We start from the raw sequence: 22,095 nt of genomic DNA, 5'->3' as shown, positions 1-22,095 counted from the left end.
AGAGGCTTCCGGCTCGCGCCGCGGCGCGGGATCGCGTCCAATGGCGGCACGGGCCGGTCGGGGTCGGGAGGCGGGATGTCGTGGGCGACCCGGATGCGGAGCATCCGGACCGGAGCCGAGAGGCGCTTTCCCGTCCTCACGGAACTGACCGGGCGACTGGTCAGCGGGAACCTCCTGGACGCGGGCACCCGGCTCGCCGCCCAGGCCTTCCTCGCCGCCGTGCCGCTCCTCTTCGCCCTCGCCGCCTTCGCCCCGCTCGCGGTCCGCGACCAGCTGAGCGAGTCCCTCCGCGCCATGTTCGGCCTGACCGGGTCGTCCGACCAGCAACTCCAGCAGGTCCTGGACCAGACGACGTCCGACGAGGCGCGGGAGGCCACCGGGGTCGTCGGCGCGGTGGTCGCCCTGGTGTCGGCCACGAGCTTCAGCCGCGCGATGGCCAGGGTGTGCGAGCGGGCCTGGGGACTGCCCAAGGCGGGGACCCGGATCGCGGCCTGGCGGTGGATGGTGTGGCTCCTCGCCCTCGTGGTCGTGGTGCTCCTCCAGGCCCCCATCCGCGACGGCTTCGGGGCCGGCGGCTGGCTGGGCCTGCCGCTGTACTTCCTGGTCAGCACGGGAGTGTGGCTGTGGACCCAGCACCTCCTGCTCGCCAAGCGGGTGGCCTGGCTGCCCCTGCTGCCCGGCGCCGTCCTGGCGGGCACCGCCTCGACCGTCCTCGGGATCACGGCCCGCCTCTACATGCCGGGCGCGCTCAACCGGGCTCTGGGCGAGTACGGCTCGCTGGGCCTGGTCCTGACGATGCTGTCCTGGCTGATCGTGGTCTGTGCCGCGCTCACCTTCGCCTTCACGATCGGGGCGGTCCTGGCCCAGGAACCGCCGCTCGACCGGTACCTGGGCACGAACCGGGAGTGACCCCCGGCGGTCAGCCGACGAAGTGCGTCTCCGGTACGGAGCGCCCCGAGGGGATCTCCGCCCGCGTCAGCTTCTCGCCCTCGACGTCGAGGTCCGGCAGGAGCCGGTCGAGCCACCTCGGCAGCCACCAGGCGGACCTGCCGAGCAGGGCGAACAGGGCGGGCACGATGGCCATCCGGACGACGAACGCGTCGAAGAGGACGGCGGCGGCGAGACCGAACCCGATCATCTTCACGAAGTCGTTGTCCTCCACGACGAAGCCCGAGAAGACGCTGGTCATGATGATCGCGGCCGCGCTGACGACCCGGCCGCCGTACCGGAAGCCGGTGACGACCGCCTCGCCGGGACGGGCGCCGTGGACGTACGCCTCGCGCATCCGGGAGACCAGGAAGACCTCGTAGTCCATCGCGAGGCCGAACACGACACCGATCATGAAGATCGGCAGGGTGCTCATCACCGGGCCCGGCTGGTCGACACCGAAGAGGTCGGCGAGCCAGCCCCACTGGAAGACGGCGACGACGGCGCCGAGGGCCGCGCCGACGGACAGCAGGAAGCCGAGGGCCGCCTTGAGCGGGACGAGGACGGAGCGGAAGACCAGCATCAGCAGGAGGAAGGCGAGGCCGACGACCAGGGCGAGATAGGGGAGGAGGGCGTCGTCCAGCGTCTGCGAGAAGTCGATGAACATGGCGGTCTGGCCGGCGACCAGGATCTCCGTCGCGCCCGTCCGCCGCTCCGTGCCCTCCGCCGTCGCGCGCAGGGAGCGCACGAGTTCCTCGGTCCTGCTGTCCGTGGGGCCGGTGGCGGGGACGACGGTGATGAGGGCGGTGTCGCCCGAGGCGTTCACGGTGGCGGGGGAGACGCCAGCGACCCCGGGGACCTCTTCCAGGGTCGTGCTGACCCGGGCGGCGGCCTTCTTCGCGTCCTTCGCCTCGACGGTGACCGTCAGCGGCCCGTTGAAGCCGGGGCCGAAGGAGTCGGACAGCAGGTCGTAGGCCTTGCGCTGGGTGGTGTGCGGGGCCATCGAGCCCTCGCCCGGCAGGCCCAGTTCGAGGCTCGCGGCGGGTACGGCGGCGGCGCCCAGGCTCACGACGCCGAGGAGGAGCACGGCGACGGGGTGGCGCAGCACGAGGCCGGCCCAGCGGGCGCCGAGGTTGGGCCTGCGGCGGGCCGCGCGCCTGTCGGCCTTGCGCTGCTGACGAGCGGACAGCGGCTTGCCGGTGTACTGCTTCCGGTCCCTGCGGGCGAGGACCCTGACGGGCGCGAAGCCGAGGAGCGCAGGGACGAACGTGACGGCGACCAGGACGGCCACGGCGACCGTCCCGGCGGCGGTCAGGCCCATCTTGGTGAGCATCGGGACGTTCACCACCGCGAGCCCCGACAGGGCGATGATCACGGTGAGGCCGGCGAAGACGACGGCCGAGCCGGCGGTGCCCACGGCCCGCGAGGCGGCCTCCGCTCGTTCGCGGCCCTCGGCGATCTCGGAGCGGTAGCGGGAGACGATGAACAGGGCGTAGTCGATGCCGACGGCGAGGCCGATCATCATCGCGAGCGTGGAGGTGGTGGACGACAGGCCGAGGGTGGCGCCGAGCGCGGTGATGGCGCTGATGCCGATGCCGACGCCGATCACGGCCGTGAGCAGGGGCATTCCGGCGGCGATCAGGGACCCGAAGGTGAGGAGCAGGACGGCGGCGGAGACGAGGATGCCCAGCTTCTCGCCGGTACCGCTCATCGCCTGCTCGATCTCGACGGCGTCACCGCCCGCCTCGACGGTGAGTCCCGCGTCCCTGGCCCGCTCCATCGCGCCGGTGAGACCGTCGTGCGCCGCGTCGGTCAGCTCGGTGGCCTTCGCCTTGTACGTGACGTAGGCGTACGCGGTCGTACGGTCACCGCTCACGGCCTTCGCCGCGAACGGGTCGGCGACGACCGCGACTTGAGGCGCCTTGGCCAGCTCGGCGACGAGCCGCTCGACCTGTGCCCTGCGGGCGGGGGAGGTGATCTCCTCGGTGCCGGGGGCGCGGACGACGACGCGGGCGGCGGCACCGTCCGCGCGGGCGTCCGGGAACTTCTCCTGCAGGAGGTCGAAGGCCTTCTGCGATTCGGTGCCGGGCATCGAGAAGGTGTCGGCGGGCGGGGCGGCGGCGGTGGAGGCCGCGAAACCCGCTCCGAAGAGGGCCAGCAGCCAGAGGAGGACGACCAGGCCGCGCCTGCGGAAGGCGAAGCGGCCCACTCGGGAGAGAAAAGTGGCCATCGGGGAGAAGTCCTGTCGATAGGGAGAGTGTGGCGCGGGTGGTGCCACTGGTGCCACGGGTGGCGTCGCCGGAATGGGCGGGCGATAGAGGGCCTGAGCCCCTCGAAGGAAGAGAGTGGCACCAAAGTGGCGCCATGACAAGTCAATGTGGCGCCACGTGGCATCAAGGGGTATCGGAGGTGCCAGGGGCGCATGCGGCCGAGACGACGAAGCCCCACCGGAGAGCCGGAGCTCCGGTGGGGCCGTGCGCGGTGCCGCGCGAGGGCGGCGACCGCCGCTGGCTGATTGTCTTCAGGCCGGTTTGAGGCGTCCCGCGTTCGCTGTAACGTACCGCTGACCTAGTCCATATGACTGTCCGAAAGTTGAAGCGGGGGCTGCCGGGGATGTCGACGATCGGTCTGGCCGCGGCCATCGAGGAGCTGCGGCAGGAGCTGTACGAGGCGCAGAGGACGGGCGTCGGCCAGCAGTTCGCCTTCGGTGTCGAGGAGGCGGAGCTGGAGCTCCTGCTCGAACTCCGCCAGTCCGTGAAGGGCGACGGCAAGCTCTCCTTCGGCGTCGTCACCGTCGGCGGGGGCGGCGAGCAGACCACCGTACGCACCCACAAGCTCAAGATCCGGCTGTCCGTCGCGGACAAGGCCGCCGGCGGCACCCGACCCGAGGTCAGCGACGACGAGAGCGGGTCCTGGGACGACGAGGAGTGACGTGGATCCGGCCAGACTGGCACTGATCCGCAGCGGCACCCAGGACGAGACCCGCAGCACCGGGTCCGGCTATCTGATCGGCCCGCGCCTCGTGCTGACCGCCCGTCACGTCCTGGTGGACCGGGAGACCGGCGAGCTGCTGCCGAGGATCTCGGCGCGCATCGGCCACTTCGAGAACGGCCCGGCGCACACCGTCGACGCCGAACTGCTGTGGACCCCCGCGGACGGACCCGACGTCGCACTGCTGCGCGTCGACCACGACGTGGACGTGCCCGGCGGCGTCGTCTGGGGCCGGCCCGCCGGCCGCGTGCCGCTGCCGTACCAGGGCCTCGGCTACCCGAAGGCCGCCGCCGCCGGCAAACGCGGCGTCGAATACCTGCGGGGAACGCTGGTGCCCCTCTCCGGCTCCGGGCGGCACTACGTGCTCGACCAGGGGCCCGCTCCCGTCCCCGGCGCGGACGGCAGGAACGCCTGGGGCGGGGCGTCCGGCGCCGCGGTCTTCTGCGGCGACGTACTCGTCGGCGTCGTCGTCCAGGAACCCGAGGCGTACGGCGCCCGGCGGCTGCTCGCCGTACCCGCGCACTCCTTCGTCCAGGACCGCGACTTCCTCGACCACCTCGCCCGGCACGCCTGCGCCTGCCCCGAACTGGTCACCATCGGCGTGCCCGCGCCTCGGGCCGCACCCGGCGCCGAGCGCACGCCCGCCGAACGCGAGCTGGAGAAGCTGCTCCTCCCGCTCTTCACGGACCCGGCCGCCCGCACCGCCTACGCGCGGGAGCTGGCCGGCGAACTCGGCTACGAGACGGACGACTACACCCCCACCACCTCCGACCTCGTCGCCCTCCTCCAGGCCCACCCCCGCGCGCCCGCCGCACTCGGGCAGGCCCTGGCCCCGCGCGTCGCGGACCCGGCGTTCCGCTCCCGCCTCACCGCCTTCCTCACCCAGGCGCGGGCGCTCGGCTGCGGGCCCCTGCTCGCACCCGCCGAGTTCGACGAACTCCTCCATCTCCTGGGCGGGACCGTCCGCGAACAGCCCGCGCTGCTGCATCTGGCCGCCCGCGACGCACTGCCGTACGCCGTGCTGCCCGACGGCCTCGCCCGCCCCCGCATCGAGGAGGACGAGCTCGGCCCCACCATCGAGGCACTGGAGGAACTGCCGGACGGAGAGAGCGTCCCCGAGGGCAGCCCACCCGTCCCCGCGCTGCTCCGCCTCGTGGAGTACGTGGGAGCCTCCGTCGACGGCGAACGACAGCACCGGCTGCGCGCCTGGTCGCAGCAGACCGCCGACCGGATCGGCATCCACGGCGACGCGCTCAGGGAGCGGCGCGGGGACGCCGTGCAGTGGGCCAGGCGGCGCGGAAACGCGCTCGTCTCGCGTGTCGTCATGGAACTGGAGCACAGCGGCGCCGCGGACGGCGACCGGTACCGGTGCCGGATCCGGATCGACCGCGCCGACGGCACCCGGCGGATCCTCAAGGACCCGTCGTCCGAACCGAAGACGCCGCAGCAGGCCGCCCGCGCCCTCGCCGATGCCGTCAGCGCCGCACGGCAGGAGCCCGGCCAGGGCGACCACGTGCCCTGGGTGACCGTCGTGGTCGACCGGCACGGTCTCCACCTGGCCGTCGACGAATGGGAGCCCGGGGCACCCGAGGACCTCTTCCCCTCCTGGCCGATCGGGGCGGAGTACCAGGTCTCCTTCAGCTGCCCGGAATTCGACCGGATCGCCGCCGACCGGGTCCATGACCAGGAACGCCGCTGGAAGAAGGGCCGGACGGCGGTGCTCGTCACCGGCCCGGCCTGCGGCGACTGGAGAAAACTGCGGCACCTGCTCGTGACCGAACACCGCGACACCGCCCGCGTCGTCCTCCACGGCCCCGCCGACCAGCGCAAGGCCTGGCTCCAGGTCTGCCTCGCCCTCGGAGTCCCCGTCGTGCTGTGGGACCGTGACGCCACCGGATACGAGGACGCCGAGCGGCTCGGCGAGCTGGCACCCGCCGACGAGCTCGAGGGACTCGCCGAGCGGGTGCGCGTCTTCCGCAGCCGCACCGCCGCCCAGCCGGAGGAACGCCGGGCCCGCCCCTCACTCGTCTGGGAACCCGAGAGCTCCCACCCGAGGACCGAGCAGCTCCACCTGAGGGACCCCTGGAGAGGAACCCACGCGTCATGACCACCTCACAGCAGCCGGACGCCACGAGCACCGACGGGAACGGCTGGCACCTCTTCCACGGGGACGGCGAGCGCCGCGACGTCGTCTTCCCCGAAGCACCCCCGTGGCGGCGCTTCGGTCGACCGGAGTCCAGCACCGGGGACACGGTCCCCCACCCCCGTCCGTACCTCATCGGACCCGACGAGGTCGACGTGGTCAACGCCGCGCTGCACCTGCGCCGGCCGCTCCTCGTCACCGGGCAGCCCGGCACCGGCAAGTCCTCCCTGGCCCACGCCATCGCCCACGAACTCGGGCTCGGCCGCGTCCTGCAGTGGCCGGTGAACAGCCGCTCCACCCTGCAGGACGCCCTCTACCAGTACGACGCCGTCGGCAGGCTCCGCGAGGCGACCCTGCCGCGGGACAGCGACGGCGCGGAACCCGACATCGGCCAGTACATCCAGCTCGGCCCCCTCGGCAACGCCCTCGCACACCGGGAAGGCCCGCGCGTCCTCCTCGTCGACGAACTCGACAAGGGCGACGTCGACCTCCCCAACGACCTGCTGACCGTCTTCGAGGAGGGCGAGTTCGTCATCCCCGAACTCGCCCGGCTGCCCAGGAACCACGCCCCCGTCCACGTACAGACCGACGATCCCGACCGGCCCGCCCCCGTCGAGCGCGGCCACGTCCGCTGTGCCGAGTTCCCCGTCGTCGTCATCACCAGCAACGGCGAACGCGAGTTCCCGGCCGCCTTCCTGCGCCGCTGCATCCGCCTCGACCTCCCCGAACCCGACGAGCGGCGACTGCGGGAGATCGTCGCCGCGCACCTCGGGGACACGGCCCTGGAGCAGGTGGACGACCTCCTGGAGGCCTTCCTCGAACGCCGCGCGGCCGGCGAACTCGCCACCGACCAGCTCCTCAACGCCGTCTTCCTCCGCAAGGGCGGCGTGAACCTCGAAGCGGGCGCCCTGCTCCAGGCCGTCCTGCACCGGCTCGGCGGAGCCCTGTGACGCCGTGATCACACGCGTGACGAAACTCCTGGCCGACAGCGGGGCCGAACTGTCCCGTGAAGAGCTCCTCGACGCCCTGTGGCTGGCCGAAAAGCTGCCACGGGGCGCCGGGCCCCTGGCGCGAGCCGCGGAGCAGAACACGGCGCCCCGCCGCACCGGCGCGTCGGCGCAGCGGCCCGGGACGCCTGACACCTCGGACCCGGAGTCCCCGTCCGCCGAACCGCACCGGCCGCCGCGGTCCGTCCACCCGCTCCTCGCCGCCGCGGCGGGGAACCAGACCACCGGGGACGAGGCCGTCGTCCTCACCCCTGCCCACCCCGTCGGCGTCCCCGACCGCCACTCCCTCGGCACCGGCCGTCTCCAGCTGGAGAAATCCCTCCGACCGCTCAGACAGCGCTTCCCCGACCGGCGCCGGCACGCCCTCGACGTCCCCGGCACCGTCACCGCCATGGCCGAGACGGGGGTGCCCGAGACCGTCACCCGCCCGCTGCGCACCCGCTGGCTCACCCTCGCCCTCGTCGTCGACGACGGCATCTCCATGGTCCTGTGGCAGCGCCTCGCGGCGGACGTCCGGGCCCTGATGGAACGCGCCGGCTCGTTCCGCGACGTCCGGGTCCACGGCCTCGACACCCGCGACGGCGCCCCGACGCTGCGGAGCAGTCCGTTCCGCTACCACACCCGTCCCGAGTCCGTGAAGTCCCTGTGCGACCCGACGGGGAACACCCTCGTCCTCGTGGTCAGCGACGGCGTGGGGGAGGCCTGGCGGGACGGCGGGATGCGGCGGGTCATGGAGCGGTGGGCCCGCTCCGGACCCACCGCGATCCTGCACGCGCTGCCGGCGCGGCTGTGGGCGAGTACGGGGATCGCGGCGCGGCCCTGGCAGGTCACCACCCCCGGCCGCGGCGGGCCGACCCGGGCCTGGCAGGTCACCGACCCCGACCTGCCGCCGGAGCTCGTCCGCTACGACTCCGTCCCCGTCCCGGTCCTCGAACCGACGCCGGAGGCCGTCGGCGACTGGGCCCGGCTCGTCGCCGCGCCGGGGGGCACGGCGCTCCTGCCGCTGTGGGACGACGCGCCGTCCGGCCCCGCGCCGTCGGGCGCCGCCGGGCCGTCCGGACCGGCGGGCGCCGAGGCGGTCCTCCGCTTCAAGGAGGCCGCGTCCCCGGAGGCGTACCGCCTCGCGGCCCACGTGGCGGCGGTGGCACCGGTGACGCCCCCGGTGATGCGCCTGGTCCAGGCCGCGGTCGGTCCCCCCACGGACCCGGGGCACCTGACGGAGGTCTTCCTGGGCGGCCTGATGCACGAGGTCGACCCGACGTCCGCACCGGAACGCCTGCCGCACCTGCGCCGCTTCGACTTCGATGCGGACGCCCGGCGCGCCCTCCTGAGTGCGGTCCCCCCGAAGGACCTCCTCCACACGGCCGAGACCGTCACCCGCCGCATCGAATCGGCCATCGGCCGTGCCTCGGTCTTCCCCGCCTGGGTCGGCCACCCGGACGGCGTGGCGGTCGTCGAGGACACGGGGCGGTCGTTCGGGTGGATCCGGACGCAGGTGCTGACGCGGTTGGGGATCAAGCCCTTGCCGGAGAACCGGGAAGCGGAAGCGCCCCACCACGACCCGCGAAGTCCCGTACCTGGCGCTCCGACCGCGGAAAGGTCCGGGACACGGATTCCGGCCCCGCACCCCGCCGGCGACTCCCGGGGACAGGCGGGGCGAACCGTCGAGTCCGTTGCCCTGGAGGAGCAGGTCCTCGCCGACCGTGAGCGGGTGCTGGGGCCGGAGCACCCCGACACGCTCGCTGCCCGTACCGACCTGGCGCTCGCCTACCGGCAGGCGGGGCGCCCCGACGAGGCCGTCACCGTGCTGGAACGGCTGCTCGCCGACGCCGGGCGGACCTTGGGTCCGGACCATCCCGACACGCTCACCGCGCGGGCCGACCTGGCGTTCACCCTGTGGCATTTGGAGAGGCTCGACGAGGCGATCGCCCTGCAGGAGCAGGTGCTCATGGACTCGGAGCGGGTGTTGGGCCCGAAGCATCCCGACACGCTGACGGCCCGTGCGGACCTCGCCCTGTCCTTCAGGGACGCGGACCGGACCGACGAGGCCATCGCCCTACAGGAACAGGTGGTCGCCGACTGCGAGCTCGTCCTGGGACCGGAGAATCCCCAGACCCTCGAAGCCCGTGCCGACCTGGCCTTCAGTTTCTGGCAGGTCGACCGGACCGATGAGGCCATTTCCCTGCAGGAAGAAGTCCTCGCTGCCCGTACGCGGGTGCTGGGCCCGGAGCATTTCAGCACCCTTTCCGCCGGTGCCGACCTTGCCGTGTCGTTGAGGCAGGCGGGGCGGATCGACGAGGCCATCGCCTTGGGGGAGCGGGTGCTCGCCGACCGCGAGCGGACTCTGGGGCGGGAGAGCGAGCACACCTTCGATGCTCGCGCGGCCCTCGCGACCTCCTACGAGTACGCGGGGCGGATCGATGACGCCATCGCCCTGGGGCAGCAGGTGCTCGCCGACCGGGAGCAGGTTTCCGGTCCGGCGCATTCCGCCACCTTCCAGGCCCGGATCGCCCTTGCCTTCTCCTACGGGAGGGCCGGGCGGTTCGGTGATGCCATCGCCCTGGAGGAGCGGGTGCTCGTCGACTCCGAGCGGGTGCGGGGTCCGGAGCATCCCGACACCATCGTCGCGCGTGCCGACCTCGCGCGTTCCTACAGGCGGGTGGGGCGGTTCGATGAGGCCATCGCCCTGGAGGAGCGGGCGCTCGTCGACTTCGAGCGGGTGTTGGGTCCCGAGCATTCCGACACCCTCGCCGCGCGTGCCGCACTCGCCTTCACCTACGGGACGGTGGGGCGGTTCGATGAGGCCATCGCCCTGGAGGAGCGGGTGCTCCTCGACTCCGAGCGGACGCTGGGTCCGGAGCACCCCGACACGCTCACCGCCCGTGGTGACCTCGCCTTCACCTACATGAAGGCGGAACGGACCCAAGAGGCGCTCACTCTGCAACAACGCCTGATAGCGGACCGTGGACGGATCCTGGGTCCGGAGCATCCGGACACCATCGCCGCCCGCGCCTCCCTCGCCATCTCCTACTACCAGATGGGGCGGACCGACGAGGCCATCGCCTTGGAGGAGCCGGTCCTGGCGGACCGGGAGCGGATTCTCGGGCCGGAGCATCCCGACACCATCACCGCCCGGGCCTCCCTCGCGACCTCCTACTACCGGATGGGGCGGACCGACGAGGCCATCGCCTTGGAGGAGCCGGTCCTGGCGGACCGGGAGCGGATTCTCGGGCCGGAGCATCCGGACACCATCGCCGCCCGCGTCAACCTCGCCTACTCCTACCGGCAGGCGGGGCGCACGCATGCGGCCATCGCCCTGGAGGAGCGAGTCCTCGCCGACCGAGAGCGCATCCTCGGGCCGGAGCATCCCGACACCGTCGCAGCACGCGCCAACCTCGCCTCCTCCTACACGCGGGCGGGGAGAACCCGTGAAGCCGACGCCCTGGAGGAACGGGACCTCGGGGACCGCGCGCCGTACCCGGACCGCCGCGGCTAAGATGCGTCCGGTGGAGGTGTAACCGTCGGTACGGCCTGTCTTTCCCGGCCCCCCGGCCAAGGAGGGCCGGGCGCGAGATGAGAGGGTCTTGCGGGTGAGTGAGACAGCGACGAACACCCTGCAATACCGTGTCGACGGGCGCGAGGACGCCCCGGTCCTGGTCCTCGGGCCGTCTCTCGGGACCACCTTTCACATGTGGGACCGGCAGATACCGGAGCTCAGTCGTGACTGGCGGGTCGTCCGGTTCGATCTGCCGGGGCACGGGGGCGCGCCCGCCGAGCCCTTCACCTCCGTCGCCGAGCTCGGCGACCGGCTCCTCGCCACGCTCGACGCGCTCGGCGTCCAGCGTTTCGGTTACGCGGGCTGCTCCCTCGGCGGTGCCGTCGGGCTCGACCTCGCCCTCCGCGCGCCCCACCGGGTCGCCTCGCTCGCCCTGGTCGCCACCTCGCCCCGCTTCGGCACCGCCGACGAGTTCCGGCAGCGGGGGGTGATCGTGCGGGCGAACGGTCTCGAGCCGATGGCCAGGACGGCGCCCGAGCAGTGGTTCACCCCGCTCTTCGCCGGCGCGCAGCCCGCCATCGTCGACTGGGCCGTCCAGATGGTCCGTACGACCGACCCGGCCTGCTACATCGCCGCCTGCGAGGCCCTCGCCGTCTTCGACGTCCGTGAGGCCCTCGGCAGCATCGGCATCCCCGCCCTCGTCCTGGTCGGTTCCGAGGACCAGGTCACCGGCCCCGCCGAGGCCCGCACCCTGGTCGCCGGGATCGCCGACGCCCGGCTCGCCGTCGTGCCCGGCGCCTCGCACCTCGCGCCGGTCGAGCAGCCCGCCGCCGTGACCGACCTGCTCACCGAGCACTTCGCGGGCGTCGTCCCGGAGGCCGGCGGTCCTGCGGCCGTGCCCCCGGCGCCCGTCCCCGTCGCCGAGCCCGTCCCGGCCGCCCCCGCCGCCGAGCCCGTCGAGGCCGGCCGGCCCGACCCGTACGAGCAGGGGCTCGCGCTGCGCCGCGAGGTCCTCGGTGACGCGCACGTCGACCAGGCCCTCGCCGACGACCCCGACGGCGCGTTCCAGGAGCTCGTCACCCGGTACGCCTGGGGTGAGGTCTGGAGCCGTGAGGGGCTCGACCGACGCACCCGCAGCGTCGTCACCCTCACCGCCCTCATCGCCGGCGGCCACCGGGAGGCCCTCGCCGACCACACCCGCGCCGCCCTCCGCAACGGCCTCGCGCCGGAGGAGCTGCGCGAGATCGTCCTCCACGCGGGCGCGTACTGCGGTTTCCCGGCCGCCGAGACGGCCCTGCGGGTGGTCACCCGCGTCATCAAGGAGCAGACGACGCCCCCGGCGTAGCCTGGGCGCGTGAAGCTGACGAAGAAGTCCCACGCCTGCGTGCGGCTGGAGAAGGACGGCCGCACGCTCGTCCTCGACCCCGGCATGTTCACCGAGGAGGACGCCGTCCTCGGAGCCGACGCGCTGCTCGTCACCCACGAGCACCCCGACCACTTCGACGAGGGCCGGCTGCGCGCCGCCCTGGACGCCAACGAGGCCGCCGAGATCTGGACGCTGCGCAGCGTCGCCGAGCGGATCTCGGCGGCCTTCCCGGGGCGGGTGCACACCGTCGGGCACGGCGACACCTTCACGGCGGCCGGCTTCGACGTCCAGGTCCACGGCGAGCTGCACGCGGTGATCCACCCGGACATCCCGCGCATCACCAACGTGGGCTACCTCGTCGACGGCGCCGTCTTCCACCCCGGCGACGCGCTCACCGTGCCCGACCACCCCGTGGACACGCTGCTGCTGCCCGTCATGGCCCCCTGGAACAAGATCTCCGAGGTCATCGACTACGTGCGCGAGGTCAAGCCGCGCCGGGCGTACGACATCCACGACGCCCTGCTCACCGATCTCGCCCGGCCCATCTACGACCGGCAGATCGGCGAGCTCGGCGGCACCCGTCACGCGCGTCTCGCCTCCGGGGCGTCCACCGAGCTCTGAGCGGCGCGAGGGCCGACTGTCACACCCCGCCAGTAGGCTTGCGCTCATGCGCATCGCCACCTGGAACGTCAATTCGATCACCGCCCGGCTGCCCCGGCTCCTGGCCTGGCTGGAGAGCAGCGGCACCGACGTGCTGTGCATCCAGGAGACCAAGTGCACCGCCGAGCAGTTCCCCACCGAGGAGCTGCGCGCGCTGGGCTACGAGTCGGTGGTCAACGCCACCGGGCGGTGGAACGGCGTGGCCCTGGTCTCCCGGGTCGGCCTCGACGACGTGGTCACCGGCCTGCCGGGCGGCCCGGAGTACGAGGGGTTGGAGGAGCCCCGGGCGATCTCCGCGACCTGCGGCCCGGTCCGCGTCTGGTCGGTGTACGTGCCGAACGGCCGCGAGGTGGCGCACGAGCACTACGCGTACAAGCTGCGCTGGCTGGAGGCGCTGAAGGCGGCCGTCGCGGAGGACGCGGCGGGCGAGCGGCCCTTCGCGGTCCTCGGCGACTACAACATCGCCCCGACCGACGACGACGTCTGGGACATCGCCGTCTTCGAGGGAGCCACGCACGTGACGGAGCCCGAGCGGGCCGCGCTCGCCGGACTCCGCGAGACCGGTCTCGCCGACGTGGTCCCGCGCCCCCTCAAGTACGACCACCCCTTCACGTACTGGGACTACCGCCAGCTCTGCTTCCCGAAGAACAAGGGCATGCGCATCGACCTGGTCTACGGCAACAAGCCCTTCGCCGAGGCGGTCTCCGACAGCTATGTGGACCGCGAGGAGCGCAAGGGCAAGGGCGCCTCGGACCACGCGCCCGTCGTCGTCGACCTCGACGTCTGAGGCCGATCAGGATGATCACCGCGCGCCGGGTGGTCGACCGGGAGGTGACGGTGCGAGGCTGTTCGGATGAACATCCCGTTTCTGGACATCTGGCGCAAGCGACATGAGCCCGAGCCGGCCGGCTCCCCCCTGGCCGCGGCCTTCGACCGCGACCCGGAGGGAGTGGCCGAGCTCCTCTCCGAGTGCGAGCTGCTGCGTTCCCGCGTCGGGGAGGCCGGGGTGGCCCTGGACGACACCCCGCGCTCCCTGCAGGAGCTCGATCAGCTGCCGCCCCGCTGGCGAAACGATCCTGAGGAGCTTCCCTGGTTCGGCAACGACGCCGGTCTCTACCTCGGCACCGTGATCGTCCGGAACGTGCCGGGCGCCCGGTGGCAGGTGTGGCCCGGCGGCGGCCCCGTCGTGCGGCTCGCCTCCGGCCGGGAGATCCAGGTCGTCGAGGCCGGTCTCGACTGGGCGATCTCGGGTGCGCCGCAGCTCTCCCAGGTGTACGCGGAGGCCTCCGAGTACTGAGTCCACGCCTGCCCCCGCCGCTTGCGGTAAATACGGCTTATTACCTTTTCGTGCGTGTCCGGCGTGAAGTCCCTTTTTCTCGTGGATAGTTTGCGCTGACCGCGACACCGCTGAGAAACGGGGCAGGGCAGCGCATGGCCGTCGTCGATCCGCTGATCGAACTGCGTGGCGTCAACAAGCACTACGGCGCCCGATGACCGCCGAGTCCACCGCCTTGTGCGACATCCCGGGGCCGCAGGCCCGGCGGCGTCACCTCCTCCACGGACGCGCTTCCACCGTGGTGATCCTCGCGCCGGCCGCATCGGTCCTCCATCTCCCTTTCGGCGCCGGGCAGTTCACCTCCACGACGTGGAACCCCTTCGCGTACGAGGGCATCCGGAAGCTGCTGCTCAGGAGCCTCGGCAACCGCCTCAAGGACTTCGCCCGCGCCTCGGGGCTCTCGCTCGCCCTCGGCGCGGTCCTCACCGAGGAGTCCCCGGCCGAACCGCAGACGCTGCTGCCGGGACAGCGGTAGCGGGCAAGGAGCCGCACCCGCCCGGCAGCAGCCGGTGATCACTCCGCCCGCAGGGGGACCGACACGTACGACGGGTCGGCCGTGGGGGAGGAGAAGGTCAGCTGCGCGCCGGTCGGGTTGTGCTCGATGTAGAGCGGGTCGACGGTGTCGACGACGAGCGCGAGCCGGTGCCCGGCCGGGACGTCGTACGCCGTCGAGAACAGCTCCAGATCGACGCCGAAGGGCTGCCCGGGGGTGCGGTCGTGGAAGGTGTACGGGGCGTTGCTGACCAGCTTGCCGAGACCGAGCGGGCCCACGTCGTAGAGGTACGCGACGAGGGTGCCGCTCTCCTTGGTGGAGCTCACCGTGGTGTGCAGCTTCACCGTGCCGCGCACGCGCTGCGGGCTGTCGTACCGCTCCGACTGCCAGACGCCGGCGAAGGCGCGGGGGAGGAGGGGGATCGAGGCGACGGGCGGGGCCTGGAAGAACTGGTCGAGGAGGTTGGAGAGCATCACGATCCCGCCGTTGGCGCCGGAGTCGACATTGGCCCAGATCCGCTGCGTACCGCCGAGGTCGAACTTCCGGCGGTTCGCGTCGAGGGACTTCCAGTCGGGGTAGCCCTCGTAGCCGGCGCCGAAGGGGGTCTCCCCTGCTCGGGCGGAGCCGAGAGCCTGGGTACGGGGCTTGAGCTGGACGGGCTGCTCGCGGTCGATGCCGTTGTCGACGCCCTTGAGGTAGTGGTCGAACCAGCGGTGGGCGCTGGTCCAGGTGTCGTTGGGCAGGCCGAGGAGGCCGGTGGCCTCGGCGGTGGCGTGGTCGCCAGGCCGGAACTCCAGGCGCTTGGGACCGGTGAGCTTCTCGTAGAAGCCCGCGTACTGGTTGGGCGGGAAGATGGTGTCGCCCCAGGCGTTGCCGAGCATGATCGCGGCGCCGTTGGCGTTGATCCGGTCGAGCTGCTCGGCCGCCGAGCGCTTGCGGCCCCAGGCGATCATGTCCTCCTCCTTGTCCAGGTTGGAGGAGAGGAAGTCGCCCAGGATCTGCTGGAGTTCGGGACCGGGGCGGCCGGTGAGGTAGCCGGCGCCGCCGAGCAGGGCGGCGGCCTGGAGGTGCTGGGTGCGGCCGCTGTAGATGGACTCGATGAGGTCGGCCCAGCCGCTGAGCGCCGCGACGGCCTTGATCCGCGGGTCGTGGGCGGCGGCGAGGAGGCTGATCCCCGCGCCGTACGAGACGCCCGCCATGCCCACGTGGGCGGGGTCGGACGGGGTGTTCGCGAGGGCCCAGTCGATCACCTTGGATGCGTCGGCGACGTCCTTGGGGCCCGCGGTCTCGATCTCCCCGCCGGACTGCCAGAAGCCGCGCGAGTTGTAACTCACCACGACGTAGCCGGAGTCGGCGAGCTTCTGGGCCTGGGCGAGGTACTCGACCTGCGGCATGGCCCAGCTGGTGGGCAGCACGATCAGGGGGTGGCGGACGCCGGCGCCGGCTCCGGCGGGGGTGACGACGTTCGCCTTGAGGACGGTGCCGCCGTCCCCGGCGATGTCGACGAAACGGATGGAGGTGTCGGCGGCCTGGGCGGTCGGGGCGAGCCCGAGGGCCGTCCCGGCCACGAGAGCGGCCGAGACGGCGAGGGCCAGGGATGTGCGCACGGGACACTCCTCACTGGAGTCACTGATGGGGGGCAGTGAAAGTGACCCGACGGTAACCGGGGTGCTTTACCCGTGGTAACTGTTCGGTAAGTTACGTGCGGGTAACGATTGGTCGCGGGTCGCCGCTCCGGACGGCGGTCGCCTCGGTGAAGTCGGCGTGCGCCTCCTCGTACCGCTTGACGGCGAGGAGGAACATCGCACGGTCGGTGAGGGCCCGGGAGAGCGTGGAGCGGCCCTCGCGGAGGCGGCGGGCGAGGGCCACGCCCTCGTCGAACGACGGACGGAGCGACTCCTCGGCCCGGCGGCCGGAAGTCTCCCAGTGGAGCGCCCGGCGGACGGTCAGGCGGCGCTGGGCGACGATCAGTCCGGGGAGATCACCCGACGCGCGCAGGGTGGCGCTCTCCCGTTCGAGGGCGGGGAGGGAGGCGAAGTAGTGCTCCCGCACATCGGGAGACCAGCCGTGGACCGGGTGGGCCCCGAACGCCGGCAGCGGGGCGTCCGGAGTGGCGGCCGGCTCGTCCGGCCGGCCCGAGAGGACGAGCAGCGTGACCCACGAGGCCTGGATGTTGCTCCAGCTCACCGGCTCGCCGCCCCGCGCCAGTCGGCCGAGCAGGGCCAGCGCCTCGCTCCGCGCGGCGGCCTCCTCGGCGTCACGTCCCGCCGCCCCCAGCATCCTGGCGTACTGGTCCAGCTGCCACACGAGGGAGGCGAGCGGGCCACGGTCCTCCGCCGCCTTGCGCCGACTGCCGTCCACGAGGCCGCCGAACGCCTGCAGGGCCTCCTCGCGCCGCCCGGCCGCGTCGAGTTCGGCGGCCCACTCGATCAGGCGCCAGGGGGACGCGCTTTCCCCGGATTCGACGTGCCGCCCGTACAGTTCGGCGGCCTCCCCGTGGCGCCCCTCCTCGGCCAGCACGATCGCGAGGCGCCGGTACGATCCGGCCTCCGCCAGCTCCTCGCACACCGCGCGCCCCTCGGCCCGCCGGCCGACGGCGAACAGCGCGTGTTCGTAGGTGCCCAGGACGCGCTCCCGCCGTTCCTTCCCGCCGGGCGCGTCCGCCTCGATCCGCCGCGCCGCGGCCGCCGCCTCCCCGATCAGGGCGAGGTGCAGCTCGGGATCCCTCAACTCGTGGGCCCGCTCGACCAGTGCGTCGACCAGCTTCGGCACGTACGCCCGCGGGCTCGCCGTCGCGAGCACCCGGTACGCGCCCAGCCGCTCCCTGAGGGTCAACGGCTCCGACCCGAGCAGCAGCACCCGCGCCCGCAGCACCGTCTCCGCGTCGAACTTCCCTGCGTTCCCCATGTGCCCCCTGTTCTCCGTGTGATGCACGACGGAGATTCTGGGAGTCGGGGGACAGCCCGGACAAGGCTCCCGAACTGTGCGTTCCGTCCTACGAAAATGCGCTCTGACCTGTCATGATGGTGACGTCTTCACCCCTGGATCACCCGGACGGGAGGGGCCGGTGCAGAGCAGGACCGACGCACCCGACGTCTTCGACCCGCGGATCTACGCCGCGGGCATCCCGCACGACCGCTTCCGCACCCTCCGGGACCGGGCCCCCGTCGCCCGGCAGGACGAGCCGGAGGTCCTCGGCTGGCCCGCCGGATCCGGGTTCTGGGCCGTCACCCGGCACGCCGACGTCGTCCGGGTGCTCAAGGACCCGGGGACGTACTCCTCGCACCTCGGCGCCACCCAGATCCGCGATCCCGACCCCGCCGACCTGCCCTTCATCCGGCGCATGATGCTCAATCAGGACCCGCCGGACCACGGAAGGCTGAGGAGACTCGTCAGCCGGGCCTTCACGCCCGGGCGGATCGAGCGCTTCGCCGTCACCGCGCGCGATCGCGCGCGCCAGCTGCTCGGCGCCGCGTTCGCGGACGGCGGCGAGGTGGACCTCGTCCGGGCCGTCACCGACGACTACGCCCTGCTCAACCTCACCGACCTGCTCGGGGTGCCCGCGAGCGACCGTGGACTCCTGCACACCTGGACCGAACGGGTCATCGCCTACCAGGACCCCGACGAGCCCCCGGTCCTCGACGCCGACGGCAGGCCGGTCAACCCGCGCTCGCCCGCCATGCTCGCCGAGATGTTCGGCTACGCCCAGGAGCTCGCCGCGTACAAACGCGCGCACCCCGCCGACGACGTCATGAGCGTCCTCGCCGCCTCCGAACTCGCCGACGCCGAACTGGAGATGTTCTTCTTCCTGCTGACCGTCGCCGGCAACGACACCGTCCGCAGCGCCGCCCCCGGCGGGATCCTCGCCCTCGCCGAACATCCCTCGGAGCAAGCGCGGTTGTGGCGTGGCGAGGTCTCCATGGGCTCGGCCGTCGACGAACTCCTGCGCGTGCACCCGCCCGTGCTCTCCTTCCGCCGCACGGCCGTCCAGGACACCGAGCTCGCCGGGCAGAAGATCCTCGCGGGCGACAAGGTCGTCGTCTTCCACGCCTCCGCCAACCACGACGAGCGCGTCTTCGCCGACCCGCACCGCCTGGACCTGGGCCGGAACCCGAACCCGCACGTCTCCTTCGGCGACGGCCCGCACGTCTGCCTCGGCGTCCACTTCGCCCGGCTCCAACTGAGCGTGTTCTACGAGGAGGTGCGCGCGGCCTGCGGCGGCCTGGCCCTCGCGGGACCGCCCCGGCGCCTCGTCTCCAACTTCATCAACGGGATCAAGTCGCTGCCGGTGCGGCCACTGGGGCCGTCCGCGCCGCGCTCGTGACATCGGCCACCAGCTCGACCACATCGGGACCGTACGCCTGCGAGTTGACCACCTTCAGGAGGAGCACGAAGGAACCCGAGCGGTGGCGGCGCGCGAGCGCATCGTAGTGGCGGGCGAGGTAGCGGGTGGCCGCCTGGTTGGTGATGGCCGTCTGTCCGCAGAAGAGGAACACCGGCCGGCCGCCTTCCCCGGCCATGAGCCGGGCAAGTATGACGTACTCGGAGACGCCCTTTTCCATGGAGTAGCGCTCGGCGCCGATGGTGATCGCCTGCCGGACCTCGGACGGTTGCACGTCCACGTTCATGGTCACGCCGGGCAGGAGGGTGGCCAGATGGGCGGCCGTCCGGCGGTTGGAGTAAGGCCCCCCCAGGCAGAACTCGGTGCGATCGCCGAAGCCTTGGTGGGCGGCGTCGTGCGCGAGGATCCGAGCCTGGGCCCCGCAGTCCTTGACGAGCGCCGAGAGTTCGAGCAGGGCGAACACGTCGATGCGGTGGACGACGTTGTCCCCGCCCACCTCGCGGTTCACCACGAGCAGGCACTCGGAACCCGCCGGGAGGCCGAAGAACGCCTGCTTGCGGCGCAGCCTGCGCCGCCACTGGTACGTGCGGCCCAGCCAGCCGATGGCGGCGCTGACCCCGGTCGCCAGGACCCCGAGCACGATGTTGCGGACGTCTTCGTTCATGGGCGCGCATGCTAGCGGCGATCCGGCCTTCAGTTCGAGGTGGTCCTGACGGGAGGCGGAGCGGGAAGTTACGCTGCGCGGACGGTCGTTGACTGGAGGTACGAATGCGTCGCTCCGCCGTTGGCAAGGTGTCCCTTCTCGCCGTCGCGGCGACGGTGCTCTCGATGGGCGCCGCCGCGCCACCGAGCACCGCCCCGCCCTCGGTGAAGGAACCCGTCGCCGTCGGCTACGGCGGTGCCGTGGCCAGTGTCGACGCCGACGCCTCGGCCGCCGGCATCGAGGTGCTCCGCAAGGGCGGCAACGCGGTCGACGCCGCCGTCGCCGTCGCGGCCGCGCTCGGCGTCACCGAGCCGTACTCGGCGGGCATCGGAGGCGGCGGCTACTTCGTGTACTACGACGCGAAGAGCCGTGCCGTACGGACCATCGACGGCCGCGAGACCGCACCGAGCACCGCCGACGCCGGGCTCTTCACGGAGAACGGCAAGCCCATCCCCTTCGAGGAGGGGCAGACCAGCGGACTCGGTGTCGGCACCCCCGGCACCCCCGCCACCTGGAAGACCGCCCTCGACGCCTGGGGCAGCAAGCGTCTCGGCGCCCTGCTCGAACCGGCCGAGCGGCTCGCCCGCGACGGCTTCACCGTCGACCCCACCTTCCGCGCCCAGACGGCCGCCAACGAGGCCCGCTTCCGCGACTTCCCGGCCACCTCCGAGCTGTTCCTGCCCGGCGGGCAGCTGCCCGTGGTCGGCTCCGTGTTCAAGAACCCCGACCTGGCCCGTACGTACGAGACGCTGGGCCGCGAAGGCGTCGGCGCCCTCTACCGGGGCCCGCTCGCCCGGGACATCGTGAACACCGTGCGCACGCCCCCGCTCCGCGCGGGCTCCACCCGGACCGTCCGCCCCGGCGACCTGACGGAGGCCGACCTCGCCGCGTACCGCACCGAGTCCCGCAGGCCCACGAAGGTCTCGTACCGCGGGCTCGACGTCTACGGCATGGCCCCCTCCTCCTCCGGCGGCACGAGCGTCGGCGAGGCGCTCAACATCCTGGAGGGCACCGACCTCTCGGCGGCCTCCCAGGCCCGCTACCTGCACCGCTACATCGAGGCCAGCCGCATCGCCTTCGCCGACCGGGGCCGCTGGGTCGGCGACCCGGCCTTCGAGTCCGTGCCGACCCGCGGCCTGCTCTCCCAGCGGTTCGCCGACTCCCGCGCCTGCCTGATCCGCGACGACGCCGCCCTCACCAGCCCGCTCGCCCCCGGCGACCCGAGCAGCCCGGTGCCGTGCGCGAGCGGCGGGACCGCCGCCCCGACGACGTACGAGGGCGAGAACACCACCCATCTGACGGTGGCCGACAAGTGGGGCAACATCGTCGCCTACACCCTCACCATCGAGTCCACCGGCGGCAGCGGCATCACCGTGCCCGGCCGGGGCTTCCTGCTCAACAACGAGCTGACCGACTTCTCCTTCGCCCCGGCCAACCCCGCCGTCCACGACCCCAACCTGCCCGGCCCCGGCAAGCGGCCGCGCTCCTCGATCTCCCCGACGATCGTCCTCGACCAGCACGACCGGCCCGTTCTCGCGCTCGGCTCGCCGGGCGGCTCGACCATCATCACCACGGTCCTCCAGACCCTGACGGGCGTCCTCGACCGGGGCCTGCCGCTCGTCGACGCGATCGCCGCGCCGCGCGCCAGCCAGCGCAACCAGGCCACCACCGAACTCGAACCCGCCCTGTGGAACAGCCCCTTGAGGACGGAACTTGAGGCCATCGGGCACGGCTTCCGGCAGAACCCGGAGATCGGCGCTGCGACCGGTGTCCAGCGCCTCCCGGACGGCCGCTGGGTGGCCGCCGCGGAGACGGTCAGGCGGGGCGGCGGCTCGGCGATGGTGGTGCGGCCGGACGCGGGTTAGAGCGCCGTCAGGACACGCGGCCCCTCGTCCGTGATCGCCACCGTGTGCTCGGCGTGGGACGCGCGCGAGCCGTCGGAGGTACGGATCGTCCAGCCGTCCCGCGCCGTGTAGTGCTCGTCCGTGCCGCCGCCGATGAGCATCGGCTCGATCGCGAGCACCATCCCGTGGCGCAGCCTCATGCCCCGGCCCGGGCGTCCCTCGTTGGGGACGCCCGGGTCCTCGTGCATGGCGCGGCCGATGCCGTGGCCGCCGAAGCCGTCGGGGATCCCGTATCCGGCGGCCCGGCAGACCCGGCCGATCGCGTGGGCGATGTCGCCGACGCGGTTGCCGACGACGGCCGCGGCGATGCCGGCCTCCAGGGCCTCCTCCGCCGCGGCGATCAGGCGCGCGTCCTCGGGACGGGCCGGGCCGACCGTGAAGCTGACGGCCGAGTCGCCGGCCCAGCCGCCCAACACCGCCCCGCAGTCCACCGAGACCAGGTCGCCCGGGGCCAGCCGGGTCCCGTCCGGGATGCCGTGCACGATCGCGTCGTTCACGGAGACGCACACGACCGCGGGGAAGGGCACCGGGGCCCACTCCGGGTGGTAGTCCAGGAAGGGCGAACCGGCGCCCGCCTCCTTCAGCACCTCGCGCGCCGCCAGGTCGAGCTCGGTGAGCGCGACACCGGGCGCCGCCTTCTCTCGTACGGCCGCCAGGGCACGGGCCACCACCCGGCCCGACTCGCGCATGGCCGCCAGGGATTCGTTCGTCTTGATCTCCACCATGA

17 protein-coding genes are annotated in these 22,095 nt (G+C 72.9%); 12 read left to right on the top strand and 5 right to left on the bottom strand.

The genetic code is table 11. From position 1 onward, the window contains the following. Positions 1–75: 75 nt before the first annotated feature. Entirely contained in the window at positions 76–909 is an 834-nt protein-coding gene (locus ABT041_RS26140; protein WP_351188402.1) for a YhjD/YihY/BrkB family envelope integrity protein, read from the top strand. A 10-nt stretch (positions 910–919) separates the two neighbouring features. Here the strand turns inward: ABT041_RS26140 and ABT041_RS26135 are convergent, their stop codons facing one another. Beyond that, on the bottom strand, positions 920–3,157 hold the full coding sequence (locus ABT041_RS26135) for an MMPL family transporter (protein WP_351188399.1): 2,238 nt from the start codon (positions 3,155–3,157) through the stop codon (positions 920–922). Between the two features lie 347 nt (positions 3,158–3,504). Here ABT041_RS26135 and ABT041_RS26130 point away from each other — a divergent pair, with 347 nt between their 5' ends. The 9 genes from ABT041_RS26130 (at position 3,505) to ABT041_RS26090 (ending at position 14,401) form a co-directional block, all read left to right on the top strand. Continuing rightward, positions 3,505–3,858, top strand: a complete 354-nt coding sequence (locus tag ABT041_RS26130; protein ID WP_351188398.1) for a trypco2 family protein — start codon at positions 3,505–3,507, stop codon at positions 3,856–3,858. Between the two features lies 1 nt (position 3,859). Continuing rightward, complete coding sequence (locus ABT041_RS26125; RefSeq protein WP_351188395.1) at positions 3,860–6,025, top strand: VMAP-C domain-containing protein; 2,166 nt, start codon at positions 3,860–3,862, stop codon at positions 6,023–6,025. After that, complete coding sequence (locus ABT041_RS26120; RefSeq protein WP_351188392.1) at positions 6,022–7,011, top strand: AAA family ATPase; 990 nt, start codon at positions 6,022–6,024, stop codon at positions 7,009–7,011. Before ABT041_RS26125 ends, ABT041_RS26120 begins: the two co-directional genes overlap by 4 nt. A 16-nt stretch (positions 7,012–7,027) precedes the next feature. Beyond that, the gene (locus tag ABT041_RS26115; RefSeq protein WP_351188387.1) at positions 7,028–10,564 is read left to right on the top strand and encodes a tetratricopeptide repeat protein; all 3,537 of its coding nucleotides are present in this window, start codon (positions 7,028–7,030) and stop codon (positions 10,562–10,564) included. Between the two features lie 94 nt (positions 10,565–10,658). After that, a complete protein-coding gene (gene pcaDC / locus ABT041_RS26110; protein WP_351188385.1) occupies positions 10,659–11,909 on the top strand; it encodes a bifunctional 3-oxoadipate enol-lactonase/4-carboxymuconolactone decarboxylase PcaDC in 1,251 nt (416 codons plus the stop codon). Between the two features lie 9 nt (positions 11,910–11,918). Further along, the gene (locus ABT041_RS26105; RefSeq protein ID WP_351188382.1) at positions 11,919–12,551 is read left to right on the top strand and encodes an MBL fold metallo-hydrolase; all 633 of its coding nucleotides are present in this window, start codon (positions 11,919–11,921) and stop codon (positions 12,549–12,551) included. Positions 12,552–12,597: 46 nt separating this feature from the next. Continuing rightward, complete coding sequence (locus ABT041_RS26100; protein ID WP_351188379.1) at positions 12,598–13,377, top strand: exodeoxyribonuclease III; 780 nt, start codon at positions 12,598–12,600, stop codon at positions 13,375–13,377. 66 nt (positions 13,378–13,443) lie between these two features. Then, positions 13,444–13,887, top strand: coding sequence for a DUF6278 family protein (locus tag ABT041_RS26095; protein WP_351188376.1), 444 nt, complete (start codon positions 13,444–13,446; stop codon positions 13,885–13,887). A gap of 193 nt (positions 13,888–14,080) precedes the next feature. Then, positions 14,081–14,401 (top strand): hypothetical protein, encoded by a 321-nt coding sequence (locus ABT041_RS26090; protein WP_502976594.1) that lies wholly within the window; start codon positions 14,081–14,083, stop codon positions 14,399–14,401. A 38-nt stretch (positions 14,402–14,439) separates the two neighbouring features. On the opposite strand, the gene ABT041_RS26085 is transcribed toward ABT041_RS26090, so the two are convergent. Both ABT041_RS26085 and ABT041_RS26080 read right to left on the bottom strand, forming a co-directional pair. Continuing rightward, positions 14,440–16,026: a CocE/NonD family hydrolase gene (locus ABT041_RS26085; RefSeq protein WP_351188373.1), complete on the bottom strand. Its 1,587-nt coding sequence runs from the start codon at positions 16,024–16,026 to the stop codon at positions 14,440–14,442. Between the two features lie 91 nt (positions 16,027–16,117). Further along, on the bottom strand, positions 16,118–17,326 hold the full coding sequence (locus ABT041_RS26080; RefSeq protein ID WP_351188370.1) for a hypothetical protein: 1,209 nt from the start codon (positions 17,324–17,326) through the stop codon (positions 16,118–16,120). A gap of 160 nt (positions 17,327–17,486) precedes the next feature. On the opposite strand from ABT041_RS26080, the gene ABT041_RS26075 reads away from it, so the two are divergent. After that, entirely contained in the window at positions 17,487–18,743 is a 1,257-nt protein-coding gene (locus ABT041_RS26075; protein WP_351188367.1) for a cytochrome P450, read from the top strand. On the opposite strand, the gene ABT041_RS26070 is transcribed toward ABT041_RS26075, so the two are convergent. After that, the gene (locus ABT041_RS26070; RefSeq protein WP_351188364.1) at positions 18,694–19,425 is read right to left on the bottom strand and encodes a hypothetical protein; all 732 of its coding nucleotides are present in this window, start codon (positions 19,423–19,425) and stop codon (positions 18,694–18,696) included. The genes ABT041_RS26075 and ABT041_RS26070 overlap by 50 nt on opposite strands. A 104-nt stretch (positions 19,426–19,529) precedes the next feature. Here ABT041_RS26070 and ggt point away from each other — a divergent pair, with 104 nt between their 5' ends. Further along, entirely contained in the window at positions 19,530–21,329 is a 1,800-nt protein-coding gene (gene ggt, locus ABT041_RS26065) for a gamma-glutamyltransferase (RefSeq protein ID WP_351188361.1), read from the top strand. On the opposite strand, the gene map is transcribed toward ggt, so the two are convergent. Continuing rightward, the gene (gene map / locus ABT041_RS26060; protein ID WP_351188359.1) at positions 21,326–22,093 is read right to left on the bottom strand and encodes a type I methionyl aminopeptidase; all 768 of its coding nucleotides are present in this window, start codon (positions 22,091–22,093) and stop codon (positions 21,326–21,328) included. The genes ggt and map overlap by 4 nt on opposite strands. Between the last annotated feature and the right edge of the window lie 2 nt (positions 22,094–22,095).

Source organism: Streptomyces sp. NPDC002825, assembly GCF_040295385.1.
Taxonomy (GTDB): domain Bacteria; phylum Actinomycetota; class Actinomycetes; order Streptomycetales; family Streptomycetaceae; genus Streptomyces.
This window is presented reverse-complemented; position numbering and strand designations above follow the sequence as displayed.

Excerpts from the sequence above, each read along its gene's own strand:
- ABT041_RS26090 (WP_502976594.1), top strand. The coding sequence starts at position 14,081 with ATGACCGCCGAGTCCACCGCCTTGTGCGACATCCCGGGGCCGCAGGCC.
- ABT041_RS26100 (WP_351188379.1), top strand. The coding sequence starts at position 12,598 with ATGCGCATCGCCACCTGGAACGTCAATTCGATCACCGCCCGGCTGCCC.
- ABT041_RS26135 (WP_351188399.1), bottom strand. The coding sequence starts at position 3,157 with ATGGCCACTTTTCTCTCCCGAGTGGGCCGCTTCGCCTTCCGCAGGCGC.
- ABT041_RS26130 (WP_351188398.1), top strand. The coding sequence starts at position 3,505 with ATGACTGTCCGAAAGTTGAAGCGGGGGCTGCCGGGGATGTCGACGATC.
- ggt (WP_351188361.1), top strand. The coding sequence starts at position 19,530 with ATGCGTCGCTCCGCCGTTGGCAAGGTGTCCCTTCTCGCCGTCGCGGCG.
- ABT041_RS26095 (WP_351188376.1), top strand. The coding sequence starts at position 13,444 with ATGAACATCCCGTTTCTGGACATCTGGCGCAAGCGACATGAGCCCGAG.
- ABT041_RS26140 (WP_351188402.1), top strand. The coding sequence starts at position 76 with ATGTCGTGGGCGACCCGGATGCGGAGCATCCGGACCGGAGCCGAGAGG.
- map (WP_351188359.1), bottom strand. The coding sequence starts at position 22,093 with ATGGTGGAGATCAAGACGAACGAATCCCTGGCGGCCATGCGCGAGTCG.
- ABT041_RS26080 (WP_351188370.1), bottom strand. The coding sequence starts at position 17,326 with ATGGGGAACGCAGGGAAGTTCGACGCGGAGACGGTGCTGCGGGCGCGG.
- ABT041_RS26120 (WP_351188392.1), top strand. The coding sequence starts at position 6,022 with ATGACCACCTCACAGCAGCCGGACGCCACGAGCACCGACGGGAACGGC.
- ABT041_RS26070 (WP_351188364.1), bottom strand. The coding sequence starts at position 19,425 with ATGAACGAAGACGTCCGCAACATCGTGCTCGGGGTCCTGGCGACCGGG.